Here is a 14,224-nt window from a genome sequence, read left to right as displayed (position 1 = left end):
ATCCACGTCGCCTCACTCGTCCTCTGGCTCCGCGAACCCAACCAAGATCCTTTGTCAGACAGGGCCTAGGGGGCGTCTCGCCCTCTGGCGACGCCCCCGCCCCCGCGCGGCCGGTCGGCCGGTCCCGTCCGGCCGGTCAGGACCGTGCGCCGCCGCTCGCTCCGTCCTGCGCCGCGTGCATCGCCGCTCCCACGATGCCCGCGTTGTTCTGCAGCCCGGCCGGGACGATCTCGGCCTTGATGCCCTCGATGTGGGGCAGGAACTTGTGCGCCTTGCGGCTGACGCCGCCGCCGATGACGAACAGCTCGGGCGAGAACAGCATCTCCACGTGCGCGAGATAGCGCTGCACGCGGACGGCCCACTCCTGCCAGGACAGGTCGTGGTCGTCCTTGGCCTTGCTGGAGGCCCGCTTCTCCGCGTCGTGGCCGTCGAGCTCCAGGTGGCCCAGCTCGGTGTTGGGCAGGAGCCTGCCGTCGGTGAAGACGGCACTGCCGATGCCGGTGCCGAAGGTCAGCAGGATCACCGTGCCCCTGCGGTTGCGGCCGGCGCCGAAGGCGACCTCGGCGACGCCCGCCGCGTCCGCGTCGTTCACCACCGTCACCGGCAGGCCGCCGAGCCGCCCGGAGATCAGCGCGCGGGCGTCGGTGTCGATCCAGCTCCGGTCGACGTTCGCCGCCGTACGCACCGTGGCTCCGCCGGTGACCACTCCCGGGAAGGTCAGCCCCACGGGCCCGGTCCAGCCGAAGTGGTCGACGACCTGCTTGACCGCGTCGGCCACCGCGTCGGGTGTCGCCGGGTGCGGAGTGAGCACCTTGTGGCGCTCCTCCGCCAGGTCGCCCCTGTCCAGGTCCACCGGGGCACCCTTGATGCCCGATCCGCCGATGTCCACGCCGAAGATCTGCATGGCTCCACGTTACGACGGACGACTGACAGTCACTCCACCGCTCACCGGAACCGCCCCGCGGACGGTTCCTTCCCCTCGGACGGTCACTGCCCTGCCGAGGGTCACCCCCTGCCGGCGGTCGCTCCCCCACCGAGGGTCACCCCCTGCCGGCGGTCGCTCCCCCCGCCGAGCGTCACTCCCCGGCGGCGCTCACCGCCGGACCCGCCCCGCCGCGCTCGGCCGCCAGCGCCGCCGCCTCCTCGCGCAGGTCCCGGCGCAGCTCCTTGGGCAGCGAGAAGGTGATGGACTCCTCGGCCGCCTTGACGATCTCGACGTCCTCGAAGCCGCGCTGCGCCAGCCACTCCAGCACCTGCTCGACCAGCACCTCCGGCACGGAGGCACCCGAGGTGACGCCGACCGTGGTGACGCCCTCCAGCCAGGCCTCGTCGATCTCGTCGGCGAAGTCCACCAGGTACGCGGCGCGGGCGCCGGCGAGCTTGGCGACCTCCACCAGCCGCTTGGAGTTGGAGGAGTTGCGGGAGCCGACGACGATCACCAGGTCGGCCTCGGCGCCCATCTGCTTCACCGCGAGCTGGCGGTTCTGCGTGGCGTAGCAGATGTCGTCGCTCGGCGGCGAGATCAGCTGCGGGAACTTCTCCTTCAGGGCGTCGACGGTCTCCATGGTCTCGTCGACGGAGAGGGTGGTCTGGGACAGCCACACCACCTTCGACGGGTCGCGGACCTCGACCTTCGCGACGTCGCCCGGGCCGTCGACCAGCTGGATGTGGTCGGGGGCCTCGCCGGAGGTGCCGATGACCTCCTCGTGGCCCTCGTGACCGATCAGGAGGATGTCGTAGTCCTCCTTGGCGAAGCGGACGGCCTCCTTGTGGACCTTGGTGACCAGCGGGCAGGTCGCGTCGATGGTGGCGAGCCGGCCGCGCTTGGCCTCCTCGTGGACGACGGGCGCCACCCCGTGCGCCGAGAACATCACGATGTTCCCCGGGGGCACCTCCTCGGTCCGCTCGACGAAGATCGCGCCCTTCTTCTCCAGGGTCTGCACCACGTACTTGTTGTGGACGATCTCGTGCCGGACGTAGATCGGAGCCCCGTACTGCTCCAGGGCCTTTTCGACGGCGATCACGGCGCGGTCCACACCCGCGCAGTAGCCACGAGGGGCGGCGAGCAGGACACGGCGGCCAGGCGAAGCAGTCATGGCACCCATCGTAAGGCCGCGTCAGGCGGCCGGAGATCGCGTGCCCGCCGCACCCCCGGGGACCGCGGTGCGCGGCGATCACCGTCGCCGTGAACGTGGAGGCGTCGGGGGCGGCGAACGTCGCGGGCGCGCCGGGCCGGCGGAGGGCTGGTGGTGGGCGTCCGGCGGGGCCGCGCGGGCTCCGGCGCGGAAAGCCGAGCCGCACGCGCGGAGGACACTCCGGCCCGTGGCGGCACGTACGACGGCACCGGGACGCGCCACCCCGGATTGTCAGTCGCTGCCGTTACGCTCACGGACATGGCTGTGAACACGTCCGCGGAATCCCCGCTCCCCGTCGGTGAGGTGTCGCGGCTCATCGGGGGCTGGATCGACCGGCTCGGCGCGGTGTGGGTCGAGGGGCAGATCACCCAGCTGTCCCGGCGGCCGGGCGCCGGCGTGGTGTTCCTGACCCTGCGCGACCCGTCGTACGACATCTCGGTGAGCGTGACGTGCTACCGGCAGGTGTTCGACGCGGTGGCCGACGTGGTGAGCGAGGGCGCCCGCGTGGTGGTGCTCGCGAAGCCGGAGTGGTACGCGCCGCGGGGCCAGCTGTCGCTGCGCGCGACCGAGATAAGGCCCGTGGGCGTCGGCGAGCTGCTGGCGCGGCTGGAGCAGCTGAAGAAGGCGCTGGCCGGCGAGGGGCTGTTCGCGCCGGAGCGCAAGAAGCCGCTGCCCTTCCTGCCGCAGCTGATCGGCCTGGTCTGCGGCCGGGCGTCGGCGGCCGAGCGGGACGTGCTGGAGAACGCCCGGCACCGCTGGCCGCACGTGCGCTTCGAGGTGCGCAACGTCGCGGTGCAGGGCGTGCACGCCGTGCCGCAGGTGGTGCAGGCGGTGAAGGAGCTCGACGAGATCGACGACGTCGACGTGATCATCGTCGCGCGCGGCGGCGGCAGCGTGGAGGACCTGCTGCCGTTCTCCGACGAGCAGCTGGTGCGCGCGGTGGCCGCGTGCCGGACGCCGGTGGTGTCGGCGATCGGCCACGAGCCCGACAACCCGCTCCTGGACTACGTGGCGGACCTGCGCGCCTCCACCCCCACCGACGCGGCCAAGAAGGTCGTGCCGGACGTCGGTGAGGAGCTGGAGCGGGTGCGGCAGCTGCGCGGCCGCGCGCGGCGCTGTGTGGAGGTCTTCGTCGACCGGGAGGAGCGGGGGCTGGCGCACGCGCTGGCGCGGCCGGCCATACAGAATCCGCACCGGATGATCGACGAGCGCGCCGACCTGGTGGACTCGCTGACCGAGCGGGGCCGCCGCTGCCTGGGCCACCTCCTGGACCGCGCCGAGTCCGAGCTGGCCCACACCCACGCGCGCGTGGTGGCCCTCTCGCCCGCGGCCACGCTGCAGCGGGGGTACGCCGTGCTCCAGAAGGCCGACGGGCACGTGGTCCGCGATCCCGGCGAGGTCGCGGCGGACGAGCCGCTGCGCGCGCGGGTGGCCGAGGGCGAGTTCTCCGTACGAGTCGAACCTAGGGTGAGTGGATGACCAGCAAGGTGGATGAGGCGCTCGGGTACGAGCAGGCCCGGGACGAGTTGATCGAGGTCGTACGCCGGCTGGAGGCGGGCGGTACGACTCTGGAGGAGTCCCTGGCGCTCTGGGAGCGCGGCGAGGAGCTGGCCAAGGTGTGCCGGCACTGGCTGGAGGGGGCGCGGGCGCGGCTGGACGCGGCGCTGGCGGAGGAGGCCGCGGCGGAGGAAGCCGAGGCCGAGCGGGAGTAACGGCGGCCGGCGGGCGCCGGAGTCGCAGCAGTGCGGGCTGTGAAGCGGATCACCGCACTCCGCTTTTGGTTGAACATTGAACTTCAGCGACCTAAGATCGACGTCGTTCAGCACCACCCGTGGAAAAAGGTTCAACCATGTCCCTCGTTCTTGACCCCGCCGCCCAGGACCTGCTCTTCCGTGAGGCCCGCACCGCGAACACCTTCACCGACGAGCCGGTGACCGACGAGCAGGTCCGGGCGATCTACGACCTGGTCAAGTACGGCCCGACCGCGTTCAACCAGTCCCCGCTGCGCATCACCCTGGTCCGCTCCGCCGAGGCCCGCGAGCGCCTGGTGCGGCACATGGCCGAGGGCAACCAGCCCAAGACGGCCACCGCCCCGCTGGTCGCGATCCTCTCCGCGGACAACGAGTTCCACGAGGAGCTGCCCGCGCTCTTCCCGCACTTCCCGCAGGCCAAGGACGTCTTCTTCGCCGAGCGCCCGGTGCGGGAGAACGCCGCCGCGCTGAACGCCGCCCTGCAGGCCGCGTACTTCATCATCGGCGTCCGCGCCGCCGGTCTCGCCGCCGGCCCGATGACCGGCCTGGACTTCGAGGGCGTCCGCAAGGAGTTCCTGGACGACGACCACACCCCGCTGATGGTGGTCAACATCGGCAAGCCGGGCCCGGACGCCTGGTTCCCGCGCTCCCCGCGCCTGTCGTACGAGCAGGTCGTCACCACCGTCTGAGTCCGCCACCGTCCGAGTCCGCCACCGTCCGAGCCGCCGCGGCGGCGCACGGACGTCGGGACGGTACAGACGAAGGGCCCCGGCACTCGCCGGGGCCCTTCGTGCGTCGCGGCGGCCTGCGCCCGCCGGCTCACGCCGGCTTCAGCGCCGCCGCCATCTGCTTCAGCTGGGCGAACGAGCCCGTCCCCGCCACGACGGTCGTCGCGCCCCCGGCGCCCTTCGTGTCCGCCGGCAGCACCAGCGCGTCGTAGCGGCCGCCGGTCCAGCGCGTCCACGTGCGGCCGTCGATCCGCTCGGTGGCCTTGGTCGCGTGGGCGCCCTTGGTCGCCTCGTCGATGAACTTCGACGGCTTCTCGGTGGACTGCTTGACCTGGACGTACTCACCGTCGGGCGTGTGGAAGCCCAGGTGCCAGGTGTCGTTCTCGGCCCCCTGGTACCGCACCGAGGTCGCCTTCCAGTCCGCCGGCAGGCCCTCCGGCGCGGCCACCGGGTACGGCGCCGCGCGGCGGGCCGTGAGCAGCTCGACGCGGTAGTCGACCGGCTTCAGCACCGGTTCCTTGTCCTCGTGCGGGATGAAGAGGTACATGACCCCACCCGCGAGCAAGGTCACGCCCAGGGAGAGCATCATGCTCCGGGCCGTCTTCTGCTTGCCGTTCGTACCTGCCACACCCCTATCGTCGCAGGTGCCCTGGTCCGCTCATCCGTGGGGTGCCCTGCTCATTTTGTCGCCCTGACGATAGAGTCATGGCCAACACCCTCATCCGGCCGTCGTCGTATCAGAAAGGTGCGCTCCGATGACCGAGCATCATCTGCCGTCCGAGCTCGATGTCCCCTCCGAGGCTCCCGACCGCAACCTCGCCCTGGAACTCGTCCGCGTGACCGAGGCAGCGGCGATGGCCGCCGGCCGCTGGGTGGGACGCGGCGACAAGAACGGCGCCGACGGTGCCGCGGTGCGTGCCATGCGGACCCTCGTCTCCACCGTCTCCATGAACGGCGTCGTCGTCATCGGCGAGGGCGAGAAGGACGAGGCGCCGATGCTCTTCAACGGGGAGCGGGTCGGTGACGGGACCGGGCCCGAGTGCGACATCGCCGTCGACCCGATCGACGGGACCACCCTGACCGCCAAGGGCATGCCGAACGCGATCGCCGTGCTGGCGGCGGCGGAGCGCGGCTCCATGTTCGACCCGTCCGCCGTGTTCTACATGGACAAGCTGGTCACCGGCCCCGAGGCGGCCGACTTCGTCGACATCGACGCGCCGGTGGCGGTCAACATCCGCCGCGTCGCCAAGGCTAAGCGGTCCACGCCGGAGGACGTGACGGTCGTCATCCTCGACCGGCCGCGGCACGAGGGGATCATCCAGGAGATCCGGGAGACCGGGGCGCGGATCAAGCTGATCTCGGACGGCGACGTCGCCGGCTCCATCCTGGCGCTGCGCGAGGGCACGGGCGTGGACCTGCTGCTCGGCATCGGCGGTACGCCCGAGGGCATCATCTCGGCCTGCGCGGTGAAGTGCCTCGGCGGCACCATCCAGGGCAAGCTGTGGCCGAAGGACGAGGAGGAGAAGCAGCGGGCGATCGACGCGGGGCACGACCTCGACCGCGTGCTGACCACCGAGGACCTGGTCACCGGGGAGAACGTGTTCTTCGTCGCCACCGGCATCACCGACGGTGAGCTGCTGCGGGGTGTGCGGTACCGGTCGGAGACGGCGACGACCGACTCGATCGTGATGCGCTCGAAGTCCGGGACGGTGCGGCGGATCGACTCGGAGCACCGGCTGAGCAAGCTGCGCGCCTACAGCGCGATCGACTTCGACCGGGCGAAGTAACGGTCATAGAGAAGCGTCGGTCACGCGCAACGAGAACGGCGCCCCCTGTGCGGAGGGGGCGCCGTTTCGCGTGTGCGGGCGGTCAGCCCGCCGCCGCTATCTGGCTCGCCGCCCGCGCCGCCTTCTTCAGTTCCAGGTCGCGGCGGCGGCGCCGGGCCAGGACGACGCGGCGCTCGGCGGCGGTCAGGCCGCCCCACACGCCGTAGGGCTCGGGCTGGAGAAGGGCGTGCTCGCGGCACTCGACCATGACCGGGCAGCGCGCGCACACGCGCTTGGCCGCCTCCTCGCGCGACAGGCGCGCGGCGGTGGGTTCCTTGGAGGGGGCGAAGAACAGTCCGGCCTCGTCGCGCCGGCACACCGCCTCGGTGTGCCAGGCGGCGTCCTGGTCCCTGTCTCGCGCCGGCACCCGCGGGGCCGGTACAGCAGCTACCTGCAGGGACGAAGGCGGCGGTTGCAGCACGGTCTACTCCTGACGACGGCTTCGCGAGCGAGAGACGATGCAGCAAGCTCTACCCGCTGTACGCGCGCCTATGCAGGGAGTCCCCGACCGCCTGGTCGGTCTCCCGCGCCGGGGGCCCACCTCACATCCGTCAACGGCCCTGGCGCCCCCGCAAACCCCGCTCGGCCGTGCGCCGGACGCGGTCGAGGATGTCCGCTACGGTCCTTCCCCGGCGGGGGCGGGCCTCGACGTTCCCCAGAACCGCCCAGCCGTCGACGTAGACGACCGGCGCGTTCGGGTCCTCCGCGTCCAGCGAGTCCACCTCGAACTGGCCGAGCACACCGCCGCCGGTGCCGCGCAGCGAGACGTTCTCGGGGACGGTGACCTCGACGTGCCCGAAGAGCGAGAAGGCCTTCACCACGACCTGCTGGTACTCGAACAGCGCCTCGCTGAGGTCGATCTCGACGCTGCCGAAGACCGCGTACGCGTGGATCCGGCGTCCGGCCCGCCAGCGGCCCTTGCGCAGCGCGGCGCTGAACACCGCGACCACGTTCTCGTCCGGGTAGGGCGGCAGGGCGGCGGTGGGGCGGTCCGGCGCGAGGCCGTACGGGGTCGCGGCCGCGCGCTGCCGGTGGCCGCCGGGCAGGTCGCGCACCAGCGGGTCCAGCTCGCCGACCGTCCGGGCCCGGAAGGCCTCCCCGACCCGCTCGGCGTGCTCCTCGGGGGTGAGGCGGCCCTCGGCGAGGGCCTGGCCGAGGAGGTCCGCGACGCGGTCACGGTCGGCGTCGGAGGCGCGCAGTCCGGGGTCGGGGTGGGCGGGGTCGCGCAGCTGCGAGGCGCGTCGGGAGGCCGGCGCGGTCTGCTTCTGAAGGTCCACGGCAGCAGCGTAGCGGAAACACGATAGATCGCGATAGCCCCGCGCGGCCGGGAACTGAGCCTTACCTCACAGACTCGGTGTCGGAGCCAGGTTCTACGCTGGGGACGCTGCCAATGGAGGCCAGCCGCTGTCTGTCGTGAGTGAGGAATGGGCGAGGATGCCTGAGTTCGCGTACACCGATCTGCTCCCCATGGGAGAGGACACCACCCCGTACCGGCTGGTGACCTCCGAGGGTGTCTCGACGGTCGAGGGGCCGGACGGGCGGACGTTCCTGAAGGTGGAGCCGGAGGCCCTGCGGAAGCTGGCCGAGGAGGCGATCCACGACATCCAGCACTACCTGCGCCCGGCGCACCTGGCGCAGCTGCGGCGGATCATCGACGACCCCGAGGCGTCGAGCAACGACAAGTTCGTGGCGCTGGACCTGCTGAAGAACGCGAACATCGCGGCGGCGGGCGTGCTGCCGATGTGCCAGGACACCGGCACGGCGATCGTCATGGGCAAGCGCGGGCAGAACGTGCTGACCGAGGGCCGCGACGAGGAGGCCCTCTCGCGCGGCATCTACGACGCCTACACCAAGCTCAACCTGCGGTACTCGCAGATGGCTCCGCTCACCATGTGGGAGGAGAAGAACACCGGCTCCAACCTGCCGGCGCAGATCGAGCTGTACGCCACCGACGGCGGTGCCTACAAGTTCCTGTTCATGGCGAAGGGCGGCGGCTCCGCCAACAAGTCCTTCCTGTACCAGGAGACGAAGGCCGTCCTGAACGAGGCCTCCATGATGAAGTTCCTGGAGGAGAAGATCCGTTCGCTCGGCACGGCCGCCTGCCCGCCGTACCACCTGGCGATCGTCGTCGGCGGTACGTCGGCGGAGTACGCGCTGAAGACCGCGAAGTACGCCTCCGCGCACTACCTGGACGAGATCCCCACCGAGGGTTCGCCGCTCGGGCACGGTTTCCGGGACAAGGAGCTGGAGGAGAAGGTCTTCGAGCTGACCCAGAAGATCGGGATCGGGGCGCAGTTCGGCGGCAAGTACTTCTGCCACGACGTGCGGGTGGTCCGGCTGCCGCGGCACGGCGCGTCCTGCCCAGTCGCCATCGCCGTCTCCTGCTCGGCCGACCGGCAGGCCGTCGCGAAGATCACCGCCGAGGGTGTGTTCCTGGAGCAGCTGGAGACCGACCCGGCGCGGTTCCTGCCGGACACGACGGACGCGCAGCTGGAGGAGGCCGGGGACGTCGTCAGGATCGACCTGAACCAGCCGATGGACGACATCCTGGCCGAGCTGACCAAGTACCCGGTCAAGACGCGGCTGTCGCTGTCCGGGCCGCTGGTGGTGGCGCGGGACATCGCGCACGCCAAGATCAAGGAGCGGCTGGACGCGGGCGAGGAGATGCCGCAGTACCTGAAGGACCACCCGGTGTACTACGCCGGGCCCGCGAAGACGCCCGAGGGCTACGCGTCGGGCTCGTTCGGGCCGACGACGGCCGGGCGGATGGACTCCTACGTCGAGCAGTTCCAGGCGGCCGGCGGCTCCAAGGTGATGCTGGCGAAGGGCAACCGCAGCAAGCAGGTCACCGACGCGTGCGCCGCGCACGGCGGGTTCTACCTGGGCTCCATCGGCGGCCCGGCGGCCCGGCTCGCCCAGGACTGCATCAAGAAGGTCGAGGTCGTCGAGTACGAGGAGCTGGGGATGGAGGCGGTCTGGAAGATCGAGGTCGAGGACTTCCCCGCGTTCATCGTGGTCGACGACAAGGGCAACGACTTCTTCCAGAACCCGGCTCCGGAGCCGACGTTCACCCACATCCCGGTGCGGGGACCGGGGCTCGCCTAGCTAGCCCTTCCGGGGGGCGGCCCGCGCCCCCCGGAACATCACACCGGCGTCGATCGCTATAGCCGGTATGAGCGAATACCGCATCGAGCACGACTCCATGGGCGAGGTCCGGGTCCCCGCGGACGCGAAGTGGCGGGCGCAGACGCAGCGGGCGGTGGAGAACTTCCCGATCTCCGGGCAGCGGATCGAGCGGGCGCACATCGAGGCGCTGGCCCGGATCAAGGCCGCCGCGGCGAAGGTGAACGCCCGGCTGGGAGTGGTGGACGAGGACATCGCGCAGGCCATCCAGGAGGCCGCCGCGGAGGTCGCGGAGGGGCGCTGGGACGAGCACTTCCCCGTGGACGTGTTCCAGACGGGGTCGGGGACCTCGTCGAACATGAACACCAACGAGGTCATCGCCACCCTCGCCAGTGAGCGGCTGGGCAAGCCGGTCCACCCCAACGACCACGTCAACGCCTCGCAGTCCTCCAACGACGTCTTCCCGTCCTCCCTCCACATCGCCGCCACCGCCGCCGTCACCCGTGACCTGATCCCCGCGCTGGAGCACCTCGCCGCCGCCCTCTCCCGCAAGGCGGAGGAGTTCGCGGACGTCGTGAAGTCGGGGCGGACGCACCTGATGGACGCGACCCCGGTGACGCTGGGCCAGGAGTTCGCGGGGTACGCCGCGCAGGTGCGGTACGGGGTGGAGCGGCTGCAAGCGTCCCTGCCCCGGCTCGCCGAACTGCCGCTGGGCGGAACCGCCGTCGGCACCGGCATCAACACGCCGCCCGGTTTCTCCGCCGCCGTCATCGAGGAGGTCGCCCGCGCCACCGGGCTGCCGCTCACCGAGGCCCGCGACCACTTCGAGGCGCAGGGCGCCCGCGACGGGATCGTCGAGACCAGCGGTCAGCTGCGGGTCATCGCCGTGTCGCTGACGAAGATCGCCAACGATCTGCGGTGGATGGCCTCCGGTCCCCGCACCGGGCTCGCCGAGATCTCCCTGCCCGACCTCCAGCCGGGCTCGTCGATCATGCCCGGCAAGGTCAACCCGGTCATCCCCGAGGCCACCCTCATGGTCGCCGCGCAGGTCATGGGCAACGACGCCACCATCGCCGCCGCGGGAGCCGCCGGCAACTTCGAACTCAACGTCATGCTGCCGGTCATCGGGAAGAACGTGCTGGAGTCCGTCCGGCTGCTCGCCAACGTGTCGCGGCTGCTCGCCGACCGCACCGTCGACGGCATCGTCGCCCACCGCGAACGCGCCCGCGAGTACGCCGAGTCGTCGCCCAGCGTCGTCACCCCGCTCAACAAGTACATCGGCTACGAGGAGGCCGCCAAGGTCGCCAAGACGGCGCTCGCGCAGCGGAAGACGATCCGGCAGGTGGTGCTGGAGAGCGGCTACGTCGAGCGCGGCGACCTCACCGTCGAACAGCTCGACGAGGCGCTGGACGTCCTGCGGATGACCCGTCCGTGACCGCGGGTTCCGCGCGTGTGAACCGTGACGCGTACCGCAGCGTCGTATGACAGTGACACCTAATATCTGTGCATGGCGGACGACGGAACGGTGAGAGACGTGGAAGCGGGCGGCACGAAGGCCTTCTGGGCGCCCGGGAGTCAGATCCTGTGGCGGTACCGGGAGAACTCCGGCGACCGCTTCCACATCGCGCGCCCCGTCACCGTCGTACGCGACGACGAGGAGGTGCTGGCCGTCTGGATGGCGCCCGGCACCGAGTGTGTGAAGCCGGTGCTCGCCGACGGCACGCCCGTGCATCTGGAGCCGCTCCAGACCCGCTACACCAAGCCGCGCACCGTGCAGCGCGACCGCTGGTTCGGCACCGGTGTGCTGAAGCTGGCCCGGCCGGGCGAGCCGTGGTCGGTGTGGCTGTTCTGGGAGCCGGGCTGGCGGTTCAAGAACTGGTACGTGAACCTGGAGGAGCCGCTGGCCCGCTGGGACGGCGGCGTGGACTCCACCGACCACTTCCTGGACATCTCCGTGCACCCGGACCGCAGTTGGCACTGGCGCGACGAGGACGAGTTCGCCCAGGCGCAGCGGGACGGCCTGGTGGACGACCGGCTCGCCGAGCGGGTGCGGGCGGCGGGGCGGGACGCGGTGGAGGTGATCCGTGCCTGGGGCCCGCCGTTCTCGGACGGCTGGCAGCACTGGCGCCCGGATCCGTCCTGGTCCGTCCCCGTCCTCCCGGACGACTGGGATCGCACGCCCGCGCACCTGTCCTCATGAGACCCTTGATGCGCCCCCGGGCGAGAAACGTAGGATCGTCCTCCGCAAGAGCGCGCGGCGGCAAATTCCGGGGCGCGCAACGGGCCTGACCACATGTCACCGAGGGGCGGCAGGACGTGAGCGAGGGGTACGAGCGCACTGGCCGTGCGGGCCGCGGCCGGTCCGCGAGTGGCACGGGAACAACCTCTGACCACGCGGGAAATCCGTTCCCCGGGCACGTATTCGGGGTATCGGCCTTCCTGCGGGACGAACTGCAGCGGCGCACGCGGAACGCGCGGCGCGCAGCCCCGGACGGATGGATGCGACACGCGTGACGGAGCAGCCGACCTCCTTCGAGCGCCCCCAGGCGGGCACCGACCCCGCGGATCCCCGCGGGGCGCTCCTGCGTGCCCCGGGGCCACAGCGCCCCGCGCCCGGCGCCGCCGGATTACCCCAGGCCCAGGCACAGGCCCAGGCCCGCGGTGCCGGTGAGACGCCGCCGGGCGCGCCGGCGGCCGCGGTGTCCGACGGCACCGGACCCGAGCACTCCCAGCCGGCCGCCGCCGAGTCGATGGGCGCGCCTCCCGCGCGGGCGAAGCCGGGCGTGGGGGAACACCGCCCCCGGCCCGCGTCGGCGCCGGACGCCATCCCGGCCCAGCCGCCCGGCCTGGAGCAGGAGCGCCGCAGCGGCCAGGGCCTGCCGCCCGGCCGGCCCACGCCCATGCGCCGGGACGGCGACCGGCTGCGCTTCGTGGGCGCCGCGACCCGGCGGATCGCCCGCGGCATCGACCTGGACGAGATCGTGATGGGGCTGTGCCGGGCGACCGTGCCGACCTTCTCCGACGCGATCCTGGTCTATCTGCGCGACCCGCTGCCGGTCGGCGACGAGCGGCCCACCGGCCCGGTGGTGCTGCGGCTGCGCCGCACCGACCGCATCCCGGAGGAGCGGGACACCGAGGGCGGTTTCCTGCCGGTGTTCCAGCCGGAGCCGTCCGAGCTGTCCGCGCTCACCGCGGAGCTGTGCGAGGTGCGCCCCGGCGGCGCCCTCAACGAGGTGCTGCGCGGCGTGCGTCCGGTGTTCGCGGACGCGCCCGCCGCCCGTGCCGCGCTGCCCGAACTCCTCGGCGAGGACGGCGAGTCGCTCGTCCCGGGCGGCCAGCGGGCCATCCTCGCGCCGCTGCGCGGGCGACGCCGGGTGATCGGCGCGGCCGTGTTCCTGCGCGGCCCGGAGCGGGTCGCGTTCGAGGCGGACGACCTCCTCGTGGCCGCCCAGCTGGCCACCCACAGCGCGCTCGGCATCGACAAGGCGGTGCTGTACGGCCGGGAGGCGTACATCGCCGACGAGCTGCAGCGCACCATGCTCCCGGAGACGCTGCCGCAGCCGACCGGCGTGCGGCTCGCCTCGCGCTATCTGCCCGCCGCGGAGACCGCGCGGGTCGGCGGCGACTGGTACGACGCGATCCCGCTGCCCGGCAGCCGCGTGGCGCTGGTGGTGGGTGACGTCATGGGCCACTCCATGACGTCCGCCGCGATCATGGGCCAGCTGCGGACGACGGCGCAGACGCTGGCGGGCCTCGACCTGCCGCCGCAGGAGGTGCTGCACCACCTCGACGAGCAGGCCCAGCGGCTGGGCACCGACCGGATGGCGACCTGCCTGTACGCCGTCTACGACCCGGTCTCGCACCGCATCACCATCGCCAACGCCGGCCATCCGCCGCCCGTGCTGCTGCACCTGGGCGGGCGCGCGGAGGTGCTGCGGGTGCCCGCGGGCGCCCCGATCGGGGTGGGCGGCGTGGACTTCGAGGCCGTCGAGCTGGACGCGCCCGCCGGGGCGACGCTGCTGCTCTACACCGACGGTCTGGTCGAGTCCCGGCTGCGGGACGTGTGGACCGGCATAGAGCAGCTGCGCGAGAAGCTCGCCGCGACCGCGCAGCTCACCGGGCCCGACCACCCGCCGCCGCTGGAGGCGCTGTGCGACGAGGTGCTGGACATGCTCGGGCCGGGCGACCGGGACGACGACATCGCGCTGCTCGCGGCACGCTTCGACGGGATCGCACCGAGCGATGTCGCCTACTGGTACCTGGAGCCGGAGGACGCCGCGCCCGGCCGGGCCCGGCGGCTGGCCCGCCGCGCGCTGGCCCGGTGGGGGCTGGAGGAGCTGACCGACTCGGTGGAGCTGCTGGTCAGCGAGGTCGTCACCAACGCGGTGCGGTACGCCACGCGGCCGGTCACGCTGCGGCTGCTGCGCACCGACGTGCTGCGCTGCGAGGTCGGCGACGACGTGCCGCAGCTGCCGCGGCTGCGGCAGGCCCGGGCGACCGACGAGGGCGGGCGCGGGCTGTATCTCGTCAACCGGATGGCCCGGCGGTGGGGAGCGACCCGGCTCAGCACCGGGAAGGTCGTCTGGTTCGAGCTGAACCGGATATAGCGCAACCGGAGACAACGGACCGGTTGAGCGGCCCGGATACAGCGCCGCACCCGC

The 14,224-nt window shown here is 72.2% G+C and carries 13 protein-coding genes; 8 read left to right on the top strand and 5 right to left on the bottom strand.

The genetic code is table 11. The annotated features are described in order from the left end of the window. Positions 1-136: 136 nt before the first annotated feature. Both ppgK and G7Z13_RS22685 read right to left on the bottom strand, forming a co-directional pair. The gene (ppgK, locus tag G7Z13_RS22690; RefSeq protein WP_166002074.1) at positions 137-904 is read right to left on the bottom strand and encodes a polyphosphate--glucose phosphotransferase; all 768 of its coding nucleotides are present in this window, start codon (positions 902-904) and stop codon (positions 137-139) included. Positions 905-1,076: 172 nt separating this feature from the next. Then, positions 1,077-2,105, bottom strand: coding sequence for a 4-hydroxy-3-methylbut-2-enyl diphosphate reductase (locus G7Z13_RS22685; protein WP_206313126.1), 1,029 nt, complete (start codon positions 2,103-2,105; stop codon positions 1,077-1,079). 288 nt (positions 2,106-2,393) lie between these two features. On the opposite strand from G7Z13_RS22685, the gene xseA reads away from it, so the two are divergent. The 3 genes from xseA to G7Z13_RS22670 all read left to right on the top strand — a co-directional run bounded on the left by xseA (position 2,394) and on the right by G7Z13_RS22670 (position 4,575). Then, positions 2,394-3,614 (top strand): exodeoxyribonuclease VII large subunit, encoded by a 1,221-nt coding sequence (gene xseA / locus G7Z13_RS22680; RefSeq protein WP_166002072.1) that lies wholly within the window; start codon positions 2,394-2,396, stop codon positions 3,612-3,614. Beyond that, complete coding sequence (locus G7Z13_RS22675; RefSeq protein ID WP_166002071.1) at positions 3,611-3,847, top strand: exodeoxyribonuclease VII small subunit; 237 nt, start codon at positions 3,611-3,613, stop codon at positions 3,845-3,847. Before xseA ends, G7Z13_RS22675 begins: the two co-directional genes overlap by 4 nt. A 137-nt stretch (positions 3,848-3,984) precedes the next feature. Next, positions 3,985-4,575, top strand: a complete 591-nt coding sequence (locus G7Z13_RS22670) for a malonic semialdehyde reductase (RefSeq protein ID WP_166002070.1) — start codon at positions 3,985-3,987, stop codon at positions 4,573-4,575. 130 nt (positions 4,576-4,705) lie between these two features. On the opposite strand, the gene G7Z13_RS22665 is transcribed toward G7Z13_RS22670, so the two are convergent. After that, positions 4,706-5,242, bottom strand: a complete 537-nt coding sequence (locus G7Z13_RS22665; protein WP_166002069.1) for a DUF4245 domain-containing protein — start codon at positions 5,240-5,242, stop codon at positions 4,706-4,708. A 127-nt stretch (positions 5,243-5,369) separates the two neighbouring features. Between G7Z13_RS22665 and glpX the strand changes: the two genes are divergently transcribed. Next, complete coding sequence (gene glpX, locus G7Z13_RS22660) at positions 5,370-6,401, top strand: class II fructose-bisphosphatase (RefSeq protein WP_166002068.1); 1,032 nt, start codon at positions 5,370-5,372, stop codon at positions 6,399-6,401. 82 nt (positions 6,402-6,483) lie between these two features. Here the strand turns inward: glpX and G7Z13_RS22655 are convergent, their stop codons facing one another. Continuing rightward, positions 6,484-6,861, bottom strand: coding sequence for a WhiB family transcriptional regulator (locus G7Z13_RS22655; RefSeq protein ID WP_166002067.1), 378 nt, complete (start codon positions 6,859-6,861; stop codon positions 6,484-6,486). Between the two features lie 130 nt (positions 6,862-6,991). Further along, positions 6,992-7,669 (bottom strand): DUF1707 domain-containing protein, encoded by a 678-nt coding sequence (locus G7Z13_RS22650; protein WP_240926527.1) that lies wholly within the window; start codon positions 7,667-7,669, stop codon positions 6,992-6,994. A gap of 205 nt (positions 7,670-7,874) precedes the next feature. Between G7Z13_RS22650 and G7Z13_RS22645 the strand changes: the two genes are divergently transcribed. The 4 genes from G7Z13_RS22645 (at position 7,875) to G7Z13_RS22630 (ending at position 14,170) form a co-directional block, all read left to right on the top strand. Beyond that, positions 7,875-9,545, top strand: coding sequence for a fumarate hydratase (locus G7Z13_RS22645; RefSeq protein ID WP_166002065.1), 1,671 nt, complete (start codon positions 7,875-7,877; stop codon positions 9,543-9,545). Positions 9,546-9,612: 67 nt separating this feature from the next. After that, entirely contained in the window at positions 9,613-10,998 is a 1,386-nt protein-coding gene (locus G7Z13_RS22640) for a class II fumarate hydratase (RefSeq protein WP_166002064.1), read from the top strand. 72 nt (positions 10,999-11,070) lie between these two features. After that, positions 11,071-11,763: a DUF402 domain-containing protein gene (locus G7Z13_RS22635; RefSeq protein ID WP_206313125.1), complete on the top strand. Its 693-nt coding sequence runs from the start codon at positions 11,071-11,073 to the stop codon at positions 11,761-11,763. A 295-nt stretch (positions 11,764-12,058) separates the two neighbouring features. Next, positions 12,059-14,170, top strand: a complete 2,112-nt coding sequence (locus G7Z13_RS22630; protein ID WP_206313124.1) for an ATP-binding SpoIIE family protein phosphatase — start codon at positions 12,059-12,061, stop codon at positions 14,168-14,170. Positions 14,171-14,224: the final 54 nt, after the last annotated feature.

This window comes from Streptomyces sp. JB150 (assembly GCF_011193355.1).
GTDB lineage: Bacteria > Actinomycetota > Actinomycetes > Streptomycetales > Streptomycetaceae > Streptomyces.
The sequence above is the reverse complement of the archived record's forward strand: the minus strand, read 5'-3'. Positions and strand labels throughout refer to the sequence as shown.